Annotated in this window: 14 protein-coding genes and 1 tRNA gene; 5 read left to right on the top strand and 10 right to left on the bottom strand. The window is 64.5% G+C overall.

Features of this window, described 5'->3' with window-relative positions:
• Nucleotides 1-19 precede the first annotated feature (19 nt).
• The 6 genes from cysT to K1X11_RS22320 all read right to left on the bottom strand — a co-directional run bounded on the left by cysT (nucleotide 20) and on the right by K1X11_RS22320 (nucleotide 4,999).
• Entirely contained in the window at nucleotides 20-859 is an 840-nt protein-coding gene (gene cysT, locus K1X11_RS22345) for a sulfate ABC transporter permease subunit CysT (RefSeq protein WP_221030273.1), read from the bottom strand.
• A complete protein-coding gene (locus K1X11_RS22340; RefSeq protein ID WP_221030274.1) occupies nucleotides 856-1,848 on the bottom strand; it encodes a sulfate ABC transporter substrate-binding protein in 993 nt (330 codons plus the stop codon). Before K1X11_RS22340 ends, cysT begins: the two co-directional genes overlap by 4 nt.
• 29 nt (nucleotides 1,849-1,877) lie before the next feature.
• The gene (locus K1X11_RS22335; protein ID WP_221030275.1) at nucleotides 1,878-3,251 is read right to left on the bottom strand and encodes an OprO/OprP family phosphate-selective porin; all 1,374 of its coding nucleotides are present in this window, start codon (nucleotides 3,249-3,251) and stop codon (nucleotides 1,878-1,880) included.
• Nucleotides 3,252-3,386: 135 nt separating this feature from the next.
• A complete protein-coding gene (locus K1X11_RS22330; protein WP_221030276.1) occupies nucleotides 3,387-3,566 on the bottom strand; it encodes a YezD family protein in 180 nt (59 codons plus the stop codon).
• Nucleotides 3,563-4,141, bottom strand: coding sequence for an RrF2 family transcriptional regulator (locus K1X11_RS22325; protein ID WP_221030277.1), 579 nt, complete (start codon nucleotides 4,139-4,141; stop codon nucleotides 3,563-3,565). The genes K1X11_RS22330 and K1X11_RS22325 overlap by 4 nt, the downstream gene beginning before the upstream one ends.
• A 78-nt stretch (nucleotides 4,142-4,219) precedes the next feature.
• Complete coding sequence (locus tag K1X11_RS22320) at nucleotides 4,220-4,999, bottom strand: MBL fold metallo-hydrolase (RefSeq protein WP_221030278.1); 780 nt, start codon at nucleotides 4,997-4,999, stop codon at nucleotides 4,220-4,222.
• A 130-nt stretch (nucleotides 5,000-5,129) separates the two neighbouring features.
• On the opposite strand from K1X11_RS22320, the gene K1X11_RS22315 reads away from it, so the two are divergent.
• On the top strand, nucleotides 5,130-6,803 hold the full coding sequence (locus K1X11_RS22315) for a hypothetical protein (RefSeq protein ID WP_221030279.1): 1,674 nt from the start codon (nucleotides 5,130-5,132) through the stop codon (nucleotides 6,801-6,803).
• Nucleotides 6,800-7,423 (top strand): YdcF family protein, encoded by a 624-nt coding sequence (locus tag K1X11_RS22310; protein WP_221030280.1) that lies wholly within the window; start codon nucleotides 6,800-6,802, stop codon nucleotides 7,421-7,423. Before K1X11_RS22315 ends, K1X11_RS22310 begins: the two co-directional genes overlap by 4 nt.
• Before the next feature lie 104 nt (nucleotides 7,424-7,527).
• On the opposite strand, the gene groL is transcribed toward K1X11_RS22310, so the two are convergent.
• The 3 genes from groL to dnaK form a co-directional block, all read right to left on the bottom strand.
• Entirely contained in the window at nucleotides 7,528-9,162 is a 1,635-nt protein-coding gene (groL, locus tag K1X11_RS22305) for a chaperonin GroEL (RefSeq protein ID WP_221030281.1), read from the bottom strand.
• 54 nt (nucleotides 9,163-9,216) lie between these two features.
• Nucleotides 9,217-9,513 carry a GroES family chaperonin gene (locus K1X11_RS22300; protein WP_221030282.1) on the bottom strand — a complete coding sequence of 99 codons (297 nt, stop codon included), beginning with the start codon at nucleotides 9,511-9,513 and terminating at the stop codon, nucleotides 9,217-9,219.
• A 103-nt stretch (nucleotides 9,514-9,616) separates the two neighbouring features.
• Nucleotides 9,617-11,584, bottom strand: coding sequence for a molecular chaperone DnaK (gene dnaK, locus K1X11_RS22295; protein ID WP_221030283.1), 1,968 nt, complete (start codon nucleotides 11,582-11,584; stop codon nucleotides 9,617-9,619).
• Between the two features lie 222 nt (nucleotides 11,585-11,806).
• On the opposite strand from dnaK, the gene K1X11_RS22290 reads away from it, so the two are divergent.
• The 3 genes from K1X11_RS22290 to K1X11_RS22280 all read left to right on the top strand — a co-directional run bounded on the left by K1X11_RS22290 (nucleotide 11,807) and on the right by K1X11_RS22280 (nucleotide 14,380).
• On the top strand, nucleotides 11,807-12,481 hold the full coding sequence (locus K1X11_RS22290; RefSeq protein ID WP_221030284.1) for an LON peptidase substrate-binding domain-containing protein: 675 nt from the start codon (nucleotides 11,807-11,809) through the stop codon (nucleotides 12,479-12,481).
• Nucleotides 12,482-12,653: 172 nt separating this feature from the next.
• Nucleotides 12,654-14,198, top strand: a complete 1,545-nt coding sequence (locus K1X11_RS22285) for an alpha-L-arabinofuranosidase C-terminal domain-containing protein (RefSeq protein ID WP_221030285.1) — start codon at nucleotides 12,654-12,656, stop codon at nucleotides 14,196-14,198.
• 106 nt (nucleotides 14,199-14,304) lie between these two features.
• Nucleotides 14,305-14,380 (top strand) — tRNA-Thr (locus tag K1X11_RS22280).
• Nucleotides 14,381-14,460: 80 nt separating this feature from the next.
• Here K1X11_RS22280 and K1X11_RS22275 read toward each other — a convergent pair.
• A complete protein-coding gene (locus K1X11_RS22275; protein WP_221030286.1) occupies nucleotides 14,461-17,046 on the bottom strand; it encodes an acetylxylan esterase in 2,586 nt (861 codons plus the stop codon).
• Nucleotides 17,047-17,064: the final 18 nt, after the last annotated feature.

The raw sequence follows: 17,064 nt of genomic DNA, 5'->3' as shown, positions 1-17,064 counted from the left end.
AGGAACGGGGAACGACGGTTCAGCGGCCCTGGCGACGCGCCCAGGCCTGGAGGAGGTTGATCGCGAGCAGCAGCGCGAAGGACAGCAGCAGCATGGCCACAGCGAGCGCGGTCGCGCCGGCGGTATCGTATTGCTCGAGTTTGGTGATGATGAGCAGCGGCGTGATCTCGGTCTTCATCGGCATGTTGCCCGCGATGAAAACGACCGAGCCGTATTCGCCGACCGCCCGGGCGAAGGCCAAGGCAAAGCCCGTGAGGATGGCCGGCCGCAGCGCCGGCAGCACGACCCGTCGCAGGGTTTGCGCGCGGGTGGCACCGAGGCTGGCGGCGGCTTCCTCCAACTCCGGCTCGAGCTCTTCGAGCACCGGTTGCACGGTGCGAATGACAAAGGGCAGGCCGATGAACGTCAGCGCAACGCCGACCCCGGTGGCGGTGTAGGCCACCGGAATCCCGAGCTGCGCCAGCGGCGCGCCCAGCCAACCGTTGGGCGCATAGAGCGTGGTCAACGCGATACCGGCGACCGCCGTCGGCAGCGCAAACGGCAGGTCGACCAAGGCGTCCACCAGGCGCCGGCCCGGGAAGGGGTAACGCACCAGCACCCACGCCGCGATCACGCCGAAGACGACATTAAGCGCGGCGGCCACCAGCGCCGCTCCGAAGCTGAGCCGATACGAGGCCACGACCCGCGGCGAGCTGATCGCCGCCCAGAAATCGGCCCAGCCCAGCCCGGCTGATTGCAGGAAAGTTGCCGACAGCGGGATGAGCACGATCAGGCTCAGGTAAGCGACGGTGAATCCCAGCGTGAGCCGAAAGCCCGGCAGGATCCGCCGCGTGGACAGCGTGGGTGCGGCGGTGCTCATGGCAGGTAGATCTGGTCAAACACCCCACCATCGGCGAAGTGCGTGCGTTGCGCGTTCTGCCAACCGCCAAAGGCCTCATCGACCGTGACGAGTTGCACCGCCGGGAACCGCGCCACGTCGGCCGCATCGGCCTGTTCGGGATGGAGCGGACGATAGTAGTGCTTGGCCGCGATGCGTTGCCCGACGGGCGAGTAGAGGTATTCGAGGTAGGCCTCGGCGACCGCGCGCACGCCTTTGCGCTCGGCGTTGGCATCGACCAGGGTCACCGGCGGCTGGGCCAGGATGCTCAGTGAAGGCACGACGATTTCAAACTCGCCCTGCCCCAGCTCGTTGAGGGCGAGAAAGGCTTCGTTTTCCCAAGAGAGAAACACGTCACCGATGCCCCGCTGGGTGAAGGTGATGGTCGCCCCACGCGCGCCGCTGTCGAGCACCGGCACGTTTTTGAACAGGCGGGCCACGAAGTCGCGCGCGGCGTCGGCACTGCCGTAACGGGATTCTGCATACGCCCAGGCGGCGAGGTAGTTCCAGCGTGCGCCGCCGCTGGTCTTGGGATTGGGTGTGATCACGGCGACGCCCGGTTTCACGAGGTCGTCCCAATCTTTGATGCCGAGCGGGTTTCCTTTGCGCACCAGAAACACGATCGTCGAGGTGTAGGGCGCACTGCCGTTGGGCAGGCGAGCCTGCCAATCGGCGGGCAGCTTGCCGGTGCGCGCCGCGATTTCGTCGATGTCGTAGGCCAGCGCCAGCGTCACCACATCGGCGGCCAGGCCGTCGATGACGGCACGCGCCTGTTTGCCGGCGCCTCCATGGGACTGGCGCACGCGCACCGTGTCGCCGGTGAGCGCCTTCCAGTGTGCGGCAAAGGCCTGGTTGAACTCCACGTAGAGTTCGCGCGTCGGGTCGTAGGAGACGTTGAGGAGTTCGACCGTTTTGGCCGAGAGCGCGGGCAGCAGGGCCGCCGCGAGCAGGATCGAGAGGAGCGTTTTCATGGTTCGGAAGAGGGAGGGTTCAGGCGGGTTCAGAAATCGATTTGCAGACGGGAGAGGATGACCTGCTCGTCGGCGCGGGCGGTGCCGGCACCGGAGAACGACGTGGTTTCCCAGTTGAGGCCAATGAGCAGGTTGTCGGTGAGCACCCAGTTGGCGGCGGCGCCCCAGGCGGTGGCGTTTTGCACCGAGCCGGTTCGGGCGAAGCGTTCCGTCGCGTCGCCGGCAAAGGCCGCCTCGTCGCCACGCAGGGTGTGGAAGCGCAGACCGAGTTCGAGTCCGCCCCATTGTCCCTGAGCCGGGTCAAACGGGCGCGCCGGGCGGAAGCCGCCGTAGGATGCGGACTCGCCGGTCACCACCCAGCCGAACTGCGCGGTCCAGGCATCGGTGTCGATCGTCTGTGCGGGACCGAGGCGGCTCACGTCGTAGGACGAGCGCACCCACTCGGTGAGAAAGCCAAACGGCCCAGCGTAGTAGGACAGAAAGGCGTTCAGCCGCGTGCGGTCGCCGTCGATGGTCACGCCGTCCGCGTAGCGGAAGAAGGTGTTGCGCCCCGAGGTGCGGTAGCGAATGCGGCGGTCCCGATCGGCGTCGGCGATCGTCACCTGCTCGGTGCCCGTCTGCGCCGCCAGACCGAGCGTCAGTCCGGCCAAGGGATGGTCCTTGGACGGGCGAAAGGGTTGGAGCGCGAGCCGGGCCTCGAGATCGAAGTCCCCGGAACTCAGGTTCGCGTTGGCCGACAGATCCGTGTCGTCGAGCGCCCCCGAGGTGACGCCCAGCGACCAATCCAGCACGCCGCCGCTCGTGGCGTGCCATTGCAGGCCGAGATCGCGCGTGGCGGTGAGGGTCGACGGCAGGCCGCGCTCCAGAAAGAGCGTTTTTGAAAACGACTGCAGGCGCTCGTAGCCCACCGCTGTCTTGATTTTCCCGATACGCACGAAGCTGTGCGGCGTCACCTGCACGTCGCCCCAGGCATCGAGGATGCGGACGGTGCCGGCGAGCTCGGGCATGAAGCGCCACTTGAGCGGGCCGGCCTGGCCCTCGACGACTGGACGCACGCGCCGCAGCGTCAGGTCCGTGGCGCCGTCAGCCGCATCGGGGAACCAGTGGGCGTCGACTTGAATGCGCGGCCGGATGCGCAACGCATAACTGCGATCGGCCGAGGTGACGACCAGCCCGCGGCGGTCGACGGTCGCGGTCGCTGTCGCGGACGTTGCGACCGGGACTGGCGCAGGAGTGGGCTGTGCTTCGAGCGCACGAAGCTTGGCGTCGAGCTGGCGGATCTGTTCGCGCAGCGCGGCGATTTCGCCGTCGTCAGTCGCGGCGGCGGCGGTCCACGGCGTGGACGCGCTCAGTAGCAGGGCGACCGCCATCGTGGCGGCGCGGGAGGAAGTGGAGTTCCACATGGGAGGCAAGGAGGAGCTTGGTCATGGGAACTTCCCGTGGTCGGGTCAGTTGATGGTGAGGATGGGAGGGAACAAAGGCCTCCGGCGGGTGGCCGGTAGGAAAAAGGAGGGGGGCGGTGCGTCACCGCGCGGGACTCAATCGCGGCCGGAGCCGCCGATCCGCGTTTTCTCGGTGCGCTCGATCTGAGTGACGCGGCCATCGTGCACCGTGAGCTGCACGACACCGTAGCGCAGCGATTCCACTTTCTCCTTCACCAGGAGCAGCCAGTCCGGCAGGACGGCGGTCTCAGGCGGATTGTGAGCGGACGCGTTCATGACGAGGATTCTTCGGATTGAGGTTCGGAAAAGAGGTGATGCAACAGGCCCTCCACCGGCTCGAGCCGGGCCGACTTTTTGAGGGAGGATTGCCGCCGCAGCGGTTGAGCGGGCCCGAAGTCGGGCACCACGCCATCACGCCGCATCTTGCGCAGCGTGACTTCGACGACGTCGCCGAGCGTGTAGCGGTCGAGGATCCCGGCGATGGCGTTGCGCACATCGAGCATGAGCATGCGCAGGCCGCAGTGGACCTCGTCGGGACACGAGCAGGGTTCGTAGGCCGACTGGCTCACGCAGCCGATGGGCGCGAGCGGACCATCGATGCGACGAATCACCTCGCCCATTCCGATGCGGTCGGCGGGTTTCGCCAGTCGGTAACCGCCAAAGCGCCCGCGTTGGGTTTCAACAATACCGCCCTCGCGCAGGCTCTGCAGGATCTGCTCCAGGAACTTCACGGGGATCTGCTCCTTGGCGGCGATCTGCGCGACCTGCAGCAAACCGGGACCGACCTCGGCCGCCATGCCGAGATCGATGAGGGCGCGGAGCCCGTATTCGCCTTTTTTGGAGAGCTTCATTGTGCAGCCCCTGAATCTTGATTGATTTAATGTGATTTCAGCAAGTGTTTTTTCCGGAGTGTTATCCGAAGGGCAGGATCAGAGCTTCAATCGCAGTCCGTCGTAAGCGATGCGCACACCTTCGGGCAGCTCGGCCTCGGTCTCGGCGTGATCGCTAAGGTGTGTCAGGTGGGTGAGATACGTAAGCGGCGCACCTATTTCCTGGGCGGCGGCCACCGCTTCACTGATCGACATGTGGCTCGGATGCGGTTGCGGGCGCAGACCATCCAGCACCACCACATCCGAATCGAGTGCGAGCGCGACGGCGTCGCGGGGCACCCGTTTGCAGTCGGTGTAATAGGTGAACTTCTTGCCGCTGCTGCGCTCGGTGAACACGAGTCCGAGGGTGTTGATACCGCCATGCGGCAGGAGCGTCGATTCGATGGTCCCCTGCTCCAGCTCGAGCCGCTCCGGCATCTCGGTGAGCTTAAACGCCGCATACCCCTTCACCACCGGGCGATCGAGAATGGCGTAGGGATAGATCGAAAGCACGCGGCTGATGCCTTCGTCGGTGGAGTAGACTTTGAGCGCCTCACCGCCGAGCAGATCGCAGAAGCGACGCAGGTCGTCCATACCGGTAATGTGATCGGCGTGACCGTGGGTAAGAATGAAGAAGTCGATCCAGTTCACCTTCTCGGCCACGCACCGCAGACGGAACTCCGACGGCGCATCCACCTGAATGTGCAGCCCGTCCATCACCACGTGAATGGACGCGCGAGTGCGCTTGTTGCGAGGGTCCGTAGAGGTGCACACAGCGCAGTCGCAGGCGATCATAGGAACGCCTTGGGAGGTGCCGGTGCCGAGAAAGATCACTTCCATGTCGCTCCACGGAATCCTCCCGCCGCGCCTTCGAAAAGGGCAAAAACGGGCGTAGCGCACCTTTAACAGATGCCCGTTGCGCGGCGCGCGAGCTTATCCCACCGTCCCGCCTGCTAAGATGCTCGAGCTGTTGTCCTGCCTCCTTCTGTTCGGCTTTTTGACCTTTGCCGTGGGTCCTCTGCTCATCCCCGCCCGTTGCGGCGATGGCGCCACTCGAGTCACGATGGGAATCGGCGCCAGTCTGCTACTAACCTACCTGGTGGGCTTTACCACCTACGCCTTGGCGCTACCCGCGACCGCGCTGTTCGGCACCGTCGCAATCGCGGCCGGACTGGTGGTGCGTCGGTGCACCGTCCTCATCGCCCTCTGGAGCGAAACCGATCTCCGGCACCTGATGCTGCTCTGGCTGGCGGTCGCCGCCTGGACCTGCGGTTGGGGTATGACCGTGCAGGTATTCTCCGGGGCGGGCTGGGCAGGTGACTGGGTCGAACACTACGAACGCGCCCTGTTCTTCGCCGAGCATTGGCCGGTCGATCACCTCTTTCTCTACCGCTATCCGCTGGCGGCGCGCCCCCCTTTGCTGAATGTGGTGATCGCCACCTATTTCGATCTCACCGGCGGAGGGTTCGGCACCTACCAACTTCTGATGCTGCTCACCGCCAGCGTGGTCTTCTGGCCCTTGGTGCTTCTGCAACGTCGCTTCGCCGGCGCCACCGCCAGCAACCCGATCTGGAGCGCGGTGCTGCTCATGGCCCTGCCCTCCTACGTGCAGCAAGCCACCTTCCTGTGGACCAAGCTGCAAACCGCCTTCTTCATCCTGCTGGCCTTCGCCCTCCTCCACCAAACGTTTCCGTCTCCTCGGTGGCGGAGCCGTATCGTCTTCCTCTGCCTGGCGGCGGCTGCCCTCACTCACTTTTCTGCCGGACCGTGGATCGCCGCGTTGGGTCTCGCGCTGGCCGTCGCCGGTCGTCTACCGAAATCATGGCGCCAGTGGCGTGACTGGATCGTCGACGCCGTGCCGGCCGTGCTGGTCAGCGCACCGTGGTTTATTTGGTCCTGTTGGCGGCTTGGCGTCACCACCACCTTCGGCTCCAACACCAGTCTCTCGCCGGGCATGGAGATGTCGTGGTCCCAGCGCCTCGAGTTCATGGAGGTCAACTTCCGCAGCACGCTCCTGCCCGCATTCCTGCGCGGCGACGGTGCCGGCACCGTTTTCGCCCACGACTCCCTCGGCCGATTTCGCGATGCCTGCTTTTTTCTTTTTCAATCCAATCTTCCCCTGCTCGCCGGCACGACTGGCTTCGCGATCGCCCTCTGGCTGCTCGCCCGACTGCCCCGCCCCTGGCCGCGCGACACCGGACGATTCTGGGCCGTGGTGATTCTCACTGCACTGGTGCTGGGGATCGCCACCCATAGCACTCCCAACCCGGACGGCGTCGCCAACATTTCGCTCCTCCCGCTAGCGCTGCTGGCGATCGCCTGGATCGCCGCCCGAGTGCCGACCTCCACCGCCCCCCGGCAATTGCTGGTGGCGGGTCTGTCCATCGATCTGCTCTTGGGCATTCTACTGCACTTTGGCGTGCAGTCCCTGCTGCTGCTGCGCTGGCTGTATCCGGATCTTAATGACATCGAACGGGTGCAGCTCGTCGGTCAGCCCGCGTGGGTCAATCTGCAATACGCCCAACTCTTCGAGGTTCGTCTGTTTTCCGCCCTGCCCGGCGGCGGCTATGTCGCCTCCGCTCTCCTCGCGACCGCGATCTCCCTCCTCTTGGTTTCCCATCGGCTCCGTCGTTCCTGCCAATGAAACCCACCGCCCCCGAAGTCGTCTTCCGCTACCTCAACCAACGCTCCAGCACGCCGCCGGAGCATTGTGACGCCATCATTGGATTCGGCCATTTCGACCAACGCATCGCCCGCCAATGTGGCGAGCTGTGGCGCGCCGGCGTCGCCCCGCGCATCATCTTCACCGGCGGTGTGGGCGCCGGCTCCGCCGACCTCGGCCAACCTGAAGCCCGGGCCTTTGCCGCCACCCTGCACGATATGTTGCCGGAGTTTCCCGCCGACGCACTGCTGCTCGAAACCGAGTCCACCAACACCGGCGAAAACATCCGCTACCTTTCGCTCAAGGCCAAGACCCTGCAGTGGCCGCTCACCTCCGTGGTGCTCGTGGCCAGCCCCTACCGCATGCGCCGTGTCGCCCTCACCTGGCGGGAACAGGGTCCCGGTGCCGGCAGCCGCTATTTCTGCGTGCCGCCGCTCACCACTTGGGACGAGGAATACCGCCTCTTCGCCGCCAAGGGAGAAAACCTGATCCGCCACCTGCCCGGCGAGATCGATCGGCTCACCACCTACGCCACACGCGGTTGGATCGCCCATACCGCCGTGCCCCTCGAAGTCGCCGCGGCGGCCGACAGCCTGCGCTGAGCCTCTCGCCTCCCCACTCGACCGCCACACAAAAAAACCCGCCCCGCGCGAGCGGGACGGGTTTGTAGAATAATTTTGGATACGTTGGTCGAACGACCGGGCGATCAATACATGCCGCCCATGCCGCCCATGTCACCGCCGCCGGCGGGCATCGGGTCCTTCTTCTCCGGGATCTCGGTGATCATGCACTCGGTGGTGAGGAGCAGACCGGAGATGGAGGAAGCGTTCTGGAGCGCGGTGCGGGTGACCTTGGTCGGGTCGACGACGCCGGCCTTCAGCAGGTCGACATACTCGTCGGTCGCGACGTTGTAGCCGTTGGAGCCCTTGCTCTTGAGCACGGTCTGAACGACCACGCCACCGTCGACACCGGCGTTGGCGCAGAGCTGCTTGAGGGGAGCCTCGATGGCGCGACGCACGATGGTGGAACCGATCTTCTCGTCGCCTTCGAGGGCAACGTCGTCGATGGCCTTGGCGGTGCGCAGGAGCGCGACGCCACCACCGGGGACGATACCTTCTTCCACCGCAGCGCGGGTGGCGTGCAGGGCGTCTTCCACGCGGGCCTTCTTTTCCTTCATCTCGGCCTCGGTCGCGGCGCCGACGTTGATGACGGCCACGCCACCGGCGAGCTTGGCGAGACGCTCCTGGAGCTTCTCGCGATCGTAGTCGGAGGAGGTCTCCTCAATCTGACGACGGATCTGCTTCACGCGACCCTGGATGTCGGAAGCCTTGCCGGCGCCTTCAACGATGGTCGTGTTTTCCTTGTCGACGACGATGCGCTTGGCCTTACCGAGATCGGACAGCTCGACGTTCTCGAGCTTGATGCCGAGGTCCTCGGTGATGCACTTGCCACCGGTGAGGACGGCGATGTCTTCGAGCATGGCCTTGCGGCGATCGCCGAAGCCCGGAGCCTTGACGGCGCAGACGTTGAGGGTGCCGCGGATCTTGTTGACCACGAGAGCGGCGAGGGCCTCACCCTCGATGTCCTCAGCGATGAGGAGGAGGGGCTTGCCGGTCTTGGAGACCGACTGGAGCAGCGGGAGGAGATCCTGCAGGGAGGAGATCTTCTTCTCGTGGATCAGCACGTAGGCGTCCTCGAGGACAGCCTCCTGGGCCTCCTGGTTGGTGGTGAAGTAGGGGGAGAGGTAACCCTTGTCGAACTGCATACCTTCGACGACGTCGAGGGTGGTCTGGATCGACTTGGCTTCCTCGACGGTGATGGTGCCGTCCTTGCCCACCTTGTCCATGGCGTCGGCGATGATGTCACCGATCTCGGTGTCCCAGTTGGCGGACACGGTCGCGACCTGGCGGATCTCTTCGCGGTCGTTGACCTTCTTGGAGATCTTGTGGAGCTGGGCAACGGCGGCCTCGACGGCCTTGTCGATGCCGCGCTTGAGGAAGATCGGGTTGGAACCGGCGGCGACGTTCTTGAGACCTTCGCGGTAGATGGCCTCGGCGAGCACGGTCGCGGTGGTGGTGCCGTCACCGGCGTTGTCGGAGGTTTTGGAAGCGACTTCCTTCACCATCTGGGCGCCCATGTTCTCGTAGGCGTCCGGAAGCTCGACTTCTTTGGCGACGCTCACGCCGTCCTTGGTGACGGTCGGGGAGCCGAATTTCTTGTCGATGACGACGTTGCGGCCCTTCGGACCGAGGGTGACTTTGACGGCGCGGGAGAGGAGCTCGACACCCTTCAGGATCTTGGAGCGGGCGGCTTCGTCGAAGAGAAGTTGTTTGGCGGACATATGCTTAAGTTATTCTTTTGTGTTTAAACTTTGGATACGGAGGCGAACGCCGGATCAGACGATCACGCCGAGGATGTCGTCTTCGCGGACCAGCTTGTATTTCTGACCGTCGACCTTGACCTCGGAACCGCCGTAGGGGCTGAGGAGCACCATGTCACCGACCTTCACTTCGAAGGCGGCGGCTTTGCCGTTCTCGTCCTTCTTGCCAGTGCCGAGCGCGATGACCTTGGCCTCTTGGGGCTTTTCCTTGGCGGCGTCCGGGATGATGATGCCACCACGGACCTGTTCCTTTTCCTCGATGTGCTGCACGAGCACGCGATCACCGATGGGCTTAATGCTTACTTTGGCCATATGATTGGGTTGTTTGGATGTTTGTTGGGATAAGGTTGTTGATTTGTAGGATCACAAAAAGCGCACCGCAGGTGACGGGGTCACTCACGGTGCGCGAAAGGATTTAGCTCTTCTTCTTGTCGTCTTCGTCGTCGACGACCTCGAAGTCGGCGTCGACCACGTCGCCGTCGGACTTCTTTTTGTCGGACTTCGGCTCGGCGCCACCTTGGGCGGCAGCAGCGGCAGCGGCGGCAGCCTGCTCGGGATCAACCCCAGCGGCTTGGGCGGCTTCAGCGGCCTTGGCGTAGAGTTCCTGGCCGACCTTGGAGAGGTTCTCCATCGCGGCCTTCATCTTGTCGAGGTCACCGGACTCGAGGTCCTTCTTGGCCTCGGTGATGGCGGGCTCGATCTTGGCCTTCACGTCGTCGGGCAGCTTGTCGCCGTTGTCCTTCAGCGCCTTCTCCATCTGGTAGATGGTGGAATCGAGCTGATTCTTGGTCTCGACGGACTCCTTGCGCTTCTTGTCTTCCTCGGCGTGGAGCTCGGCTTCCTTGGTCATCTTCTCGACTTCGTCGGAGGAGAGACCGGAGGAGCCTTGGATGGTGATCTTCTGCTCCTTGTTGGTGCCAAGATCCTTGGCGGTCACGTGGAGGATGCCGTTGGCGTCGATGTCGAAGGTGACCTCGATCTGCGGCGTGCCGCGCGGTGCCGGCGGGATGCCGTCGAGGCGGAAGGTGCCGAGGTTCTTGTTGTCCTTGGCCATCGGGCGCTCGCCTTGGAGGACCACGATTTCGACGGAAGGCTGGTTATCCGAGTAGGTGGAGAACGTCTGCGACTTCTTGGTCGGGATGGTGGTGTTGCGCGAGATCATCGCGGTGGAGACACCACCGGCGGTCTCGATGCCGAGCGTGAGCGGAGTCACGTCGAGCAGGAGCACGTCACGCACGTCGCCCTGGAGCACACCGCCCTGAATGGCGGCGCCGATCGCGACGACTTCGTCCGGGTTCACGCCTTGGTGCGGCTGCTTGCCGGCGAGTTCGCGGGCGAGTTGCACCACCTTGGGCATGCGGGTCATACCGCCGACGAGAACGAGCTCATCGATGCCGGCCGAATCGAGATCGGCGTCCTTGAGACAGGAACGGAACGGCGCAATGGTGCGCTCAAAGAGCGAATCGCAGACCTGCTCCATCTTGGAGCGGGAGAGGGTGATGTTAAGGTGCTTCGGACCGGACGCGTCGGCCGTGATGAACGGCAGGTTGATGTCAGTCGACTGCGCGGAGGAGAGCGCGATCTTCGCCTTTTCGGACTCTTCCTTGAGGCGTTGGAGGGCCATCGGATCGGAGCGGAGGTCGATGCCCTGCTCGGACTTGAAGGTGTCCACGAGGAAGTTGATCAACGCCTCGTCCCAGTTGTCACCGCCGAGGTGGGTGTCACCGTTGGTGGCCTTCACCTCGAAGACGCCGTCACCGATCTCGAGGATGGACACGTCGAAGGTGCCACCGCCCAAGTCATAAACCGCGATCTTCTCGTCGGACTTCTTGTCGAGACCGTAGGCCAGCGAAGCGGCGGTCGGCTCGTTGATGATGCGGAGCACCTCGAGGCCAGCGATCTTGCCGGCATCCTTGGTGGCCTGACGCTGGGCGTCGTTGAAGTAAGCGGGGACGGTGATGACCGCCTGGGTCACGGCGCCACCGAGGTAGGCCTCGGCGTCGGCCTTGAGCTTCTGCAGCACGAAGGCAGCGATCTGCTGCGGCGCGAACTGCTCGGTCTTGTCGCCCACCTGCGCCTCGATGTAAGCGTCGCCATTCTTACCTTCGACGACCTTGTAGGGCAGGTTCCGGGCCTCCTCGGAAACCTCCGAGAACTTGCGACCGATGAGGCGCTTGGCCGAGAAAATGGTGTTGCGCGGGTTCGTCACGGCCTGGCGCTTGGCGGCTTGGCCCACCAGGCGTTCACCGGACTTGGTGAAAGCGACGATCGAAGGCGTGGTGCGGGCGCCCTCCGCGTTGGGGATGACCACCGGCTCTCCGCCATCCATAGCGGCCATGCAGGAGTTGGTGGTGCCTAAATCGATTCCGAGAATACGGCTCATGCCCACCTGTTAAGCAATGCACGTGCCCACCCACCCAAAGACGACGTATAACACTGAAAGGTAGTTACTTACAATTTATTAAACCGCTCCCACCGACGCGCTGAGCGCCAAAAGCCGCGACGCGATGACACAGTTGGTGTCACACCCCGCCACCGGTGTGTCAGACGGTGTCCCACCTTGTGCGCACTTGCGCCGCGATCGGGGATCCCCACCCTGCCTCGCGTGGAGACCGAGATCATCGTCCCGGAAGAACTCGCCGTCATGACCCTGCCCGACGTCGCGTTTTTTCCCCAAGCCCTCATGCCGCTGCACATCTTCGAGCCGCGTTATCGCCAGATGCTACGCACCGTGCTCGACACTCACCGCATCTTTGCCATCGCCGGTCTCGCTCCCGACTCCGATCCCTCCGAAGAACGCGGCCAACGCATCGCCACCGCCGGCATCGTGCGCGCCTGCAACCAAAACGCCGACGGCACCTCCAACCTCCTCCTCCAAGGTCTCGTGCGCGTCGATTGCGAAGCCGTCCTCCGCGAAGAGCCCTACCGCGTCATCCGCGCCCGTCCCCTCACCAGCACCGCCGGTGCCTCCGACGACGAGAACAACCGCCTCCGTCGTCGCCTCGAACGCCTGATCGCCCTCAAACGCCAACTCGGCGCCCCCCTCCCCGACGGCTTTTCCCAATTTCTCCGCACCGTCGATGACGCCGAGACCTTCGTCGACCTCGCCGCGTTCACCCTCTGCGACGACACGCCCCTCAAGCAAAAGCTGCTCGAGACCCTCGACGTGCATGAGCGCCTCCAGCTCTACGGTCGCGCCCTCCGCGACGAAGTCGATCGCCTCTCCCTGTATCGCAAACTCCAGGGAAACCTCCCGGACGACGACATCCCCAATAACTGAGCCCGCCCCCGGTCTCAGCTACGGGCGCTTCGAAGCTGCCGGCGACTGGTGAACGGTCCGCCCCGACGCCCTTCCATTCTTCGCGCCCGCGGTGCAGCTTCTTCGGCGCGTTCGGCTCGTCCGTCCGCGTTCACCGCCCCTACCCCGTTCATCCTCTACCCCCGCCTGCCCCGTGAAGCGTTCTCTCTTCTCCGGCGCGGCGCTGCTACTCGCCTCCGCGACCGCCGCCCTCGCTGCCTCCGCCCCCAACCGCATCACGATCGACGTCGACGACGTCATCGACCAGATCGATCCCCGCATCTACGGCGTCTTCATGGAGCCGATCGGGGTCGAACGGGAGGACTTCAGCTACAACACCCTCTACGGGCCCCTCTACAACCCCGACGCCCCCGACGCCAACGCCGACGGCTGGCGCACCGGCATGCTCGACGCCGCCCGCGAGCTCCAACTCACCAACATGCGCTGGCCCGGCGGCAACTTCGTCGCCAACTACGATTGGCGCGACGGCATCGGCCCGCAGGCCGACCGCCCCGCCCGCCGCGAACTCGCTTGGGGGGTCATCGAACCCAACACCGTCGGCACCGACGAGTGGGTCCAGCTCAACGCCCTCCTCGGCACCGAAAACGTCGTCTGCATCAACATGGGCACCGGCACCGCCCTCGACGCCGCCCACTGGGTCGAATACTGCAACGGCCCGCTCGGCACCTACTGGGCCGACAAGCGCGCCGCCTACGGCCACCCGGAACCCTTCGGCATAAAATACTGGTGCCTCGGCAACGAGGTCGACGGCGAGGGGTGGATCATCGGCTACAAGAACGCCGAGGACTACGTGAAGTTTGCCCGCGTCGCCGCCCGCGCCATGCAACGCAGCTCCCCCGACACCGAGCTCTCCTTCATCGCCAACGGCTCCTCCAACTACAAAGACACCCTCGATTGGATCGACTGGAACTGGACCGTCATCAAAGAGCTCCACGACGTCGCCGACTACATTTCCCTCCACCGCTACTGGGACAACACCGACGACTACTACACCTTCGTCGGCGAGCGCGCCGTCGATCTGCAGGAGAAAATCGACATCACCGTCGGCCAGATCAAAGCCGTCTCCACCACGGTCAAAGCGCCGCCCATGCACATCTCCTTCGACGAGTGGGCCCCACCCATCTACGGCGGCCACCTCAACACCCTCGCCATCACCCAGTTCCTCAACGCGTTCATCCGCAACGCCGACTACATCAAGATGGCCAACTACACCCTGCTCACCTCCTTCCTCTCCCGCGATATGGAGACCGGAGCCACCTACAAGTCTCCGTCCTTCTACGCCTTCAAGGCCTTCTCCACCCGCGCCCACGGCAACGCCCTGCGCCCCGCCGTCGTCTGTGACACCTTCGGCGTTGACGAGTATTACACCGCCATCCCCTACCTCGACGTCACCACCGTGCACAACCCGGAGACCGGCGAGCTCATCATCAACGTCGTTAACCGCCACCGCGACGAAGCCCTCACCACCGAGATCACCAACGTCAGCGGCACCCTCGCCGCCACCGCCCACTACATCGAGTTCAACAGCGAGCACCTCGACAACCGCCCCTACACCTACGCCGACCGCGCCGACTACGAGCCCACCGAGCACGAACTCCCCACCACGGGCGATTCCCTCACCCACACCTTCCCTGCCCATTCGTTCACCCAGATCCGTGTCGCCCTCACCCGCAACTGACCTGCCGGACGGGAGTTTCGCCTCCGCAGTCAGGCCGGTCCGTCCCCCTCCCAAAACAAGGCTTGCGCTGCCCTAGCGCGCGGGTTTTCTCCCTCATCCCTACAGCGCCGCTTTAGCTCAGTTGGTAGAGCAGCTCATTCGTAATGAGCAGGTCGTCGGTTCGAGTCCGACAAGCGGCTCCAGTTTTGAATTCGAATCGAGTTCAAAACTGCCCGCCGAAGCCTCGCGAAGGAGGGCTCTCGTCAATCAGGCACTCCGTGCGCTACGGCGCCTCCACCGGAATATACCGCGACACCCAGTCGAAAAACGCCGACCAATTCGGCAGCGTCGTGTGACCACCGTGATGCTGCCGCCAAGCGATCTCGCCGCCGTCGATGGCCACGCCTTCGTCCGGATACTCCGCCGTGCCGAGGCTCTTCTGGCCGAGCAGCTCGTAAACCGGCCCGGCTTCCACGCCCGCCAGGAACATGCCGCGGTGATCGAGCCAATGGCCCTCCACCTCACTTGCACCAACGCTGATAAAAATCGGTCGCGGCGCACACAGCGCGAGCAACTCGTGCGCGTCCACCGGCAGGTCATCCCAATCCAGCGGGCCCGCATACTTCATGAAGTTGCCGGCCATCCAATGGTTGGCGTAGTCGCCCGCCAAGTTCTCCACCCGCTCGCCAAAATCGCGGCGCAGCAACTTGCCGCCGCCCGCGCCCGACGAGCCGATGAACGCCACCGGGAAACGCTCGTCAAAAGCCATCGCGACCGCGACCGCCTTGCCGTAGCGCGACAGCCCTTCGAGCACGACCTTGTCGCCATCGACCGCCGCATCCGTCTCGAAAAAGTCCAGACAACGACTGGCGCCCCAGGCCCACGCCCGCAGCGCCCCCCATTCATCCGGCGCCCGAATCTGCCCCTTGGCCGTGAGGCCGATCACGCCCTGATTGATGCCCGCACCGTTGTCGGCCTGAAAACTCGTCGGCACCATCGACGCCGACGCCCAGCCGCGGGCCAACACCTCTTCCTCCCACGTCGGTCCCGGCGGCCGCGGGAACATCGCCATGATCGCAGGCGGCCAACCAAAGTTTAACACCGCCGGCACCGCCCCCGTCGCATCCGCCCGCACGCTGACCGTAAGCGCGATCGCCACCTCGACAAACGGATACGCGCTGTTGTCCAGCCGCCCTTCCAAGCGCCGCGTGATGACCTCGAACGGGCCTTTTCGCTCGGGGTATTCGTCCACCACCACCCACGTCACCTCCGGCACCCCGGCCGGGATGTGCCCATAAACCTCGCTCTCAAACTGCGCCACGATCTCCGGACGACGCACCTGCCACCAGGCCTCGGCCGTTTCCACCGGTTCACCCGCTTCGGTCGTAAGCGGATCCGGCAGATCGGGGAAACGGGTCGCTTTGCTTTCGTCGTAATTCACCGCATTCGGCGAGTCCGGGTTGTTCGGATCCGCCCCCGGCCGCGTGTCGTCGATGCCCAACTTATCCAGCATCGCCCGCCGCGCCGTCGCGTTGGTCAGTTTCTGCGGCGGAAGTTGTCCGCGCTGCAGCGCCGGCAACCAGTTTTCATTCGAACGCCGATAATACTCCGCCTGTGAATCGTTCACGTTCTGGTGCCCCGACTCCGGCAGCACGACCACCTCGGTATAACTCGGCACCTGATTGATCGCAGCATACACGCCCGCCGGCGGACACACCGTATCCTGCAACCCCACGCCCACCAACATCGGCGCCCGGATGCGCGACGCAAAGTTGGCGATGTCGTAGTAGCGGCTCGCCTCCCGCACCGCCACGGCCGAGCGCGCTTCGGTCTTTTCATACCAACGCGGAAACGCCGGCTCACGTCCCTGCTCCGGCGCCAGCATGTCGGCCCCAGCCGGCACCAAGGCCAACGCTGCCGTGATATCCGGGTGCAGTCCCGCCGTCACAAAAGTCTGCTGCCCGCCCTGACTCGTGCCCATCACCACCAGGGTCTCGCCATTCCAATCCGGCCGCGACTTCAGGTATTCGACCGCGCGGTAGCACGACAGATACATGCGCAGGAAATAGCTCGTATCCGGATCGTCATTACCGATCTCCCAATAGTCCTTGAGCGGCCCTTCGCGCTGCGCCTCGTAAAACGCCTCCGGCTCATCGATCGGCAAATCATGCGGCAGGATATTGAGCGTGAGCCAACCCTCCTCCGCCCGCTCCGTCACCCAATCAGGCTTCAGGCCATACACCCCCGCCCACTGCACAATCAGCAATGCGGGCAGTTTCTCGTCGCCCTCCGGCCGCGCCAACTGACCGTTGATGTGTGAGCCCCGGATGTTGTCCATCGTGAGGTGCCAGTAGTCGACCCCCTCGGCCTCCGTCTCGACCGACGTCAGTCGTGTGTTCGCCGACACCGCTGCCAGCTCCGCCAACTTCGCCGCCCAGAACGCGTCAAAATCATCCGGCGCGCCCACCGCGGACTGGATGTTCTGCGGCGAGGCAATCGCCCCACTGCGCACCACCTGTTCCTCGCCTTCGTCGTCCGTCCAGCGCACCTCCAGTAGCATCGAGTCCGGCCGATCAATCTTCACCGTCAACGCGGTGGTTTGATCACGCTCCCACATGATGAGGCCACCCAACACTTCGGTCGCGCCACCGCGCAAAAATTTAAAATGCGCATCCGTCGGCGGTGCTTCGTCGGATTGTGCGGCATCAGCCACCCAACGCACCGTCCAGGTCGGTTTGGCGCCCGCCCAATACACGCCCTCCGCGGAGTCGCGCTCCAATTTGATTTCACCGGCGCTGACGCAAAGCGCGACGACCGGTAAAAGGCTGAGTTGAGCAAAACGACGAAGGGAAGAACAGGGCTGCAACATGGGGAGACAGGGGACCCT

The sequence above is a fragment of the Actomonas aquatica genome (assembly GCF_019679435.2).
GTDB classification, from domain to species: Bacteria; Verrucomicrobiota; Verrucomicrobiia; order Opitutales; family Opitutaceae; genus Actomonas; species Actomonas aquatica.
Note: the sequence above shows the minus strand (reverse complement) of the source record. Positions and strands in the feature narration are given on the sequence as shown.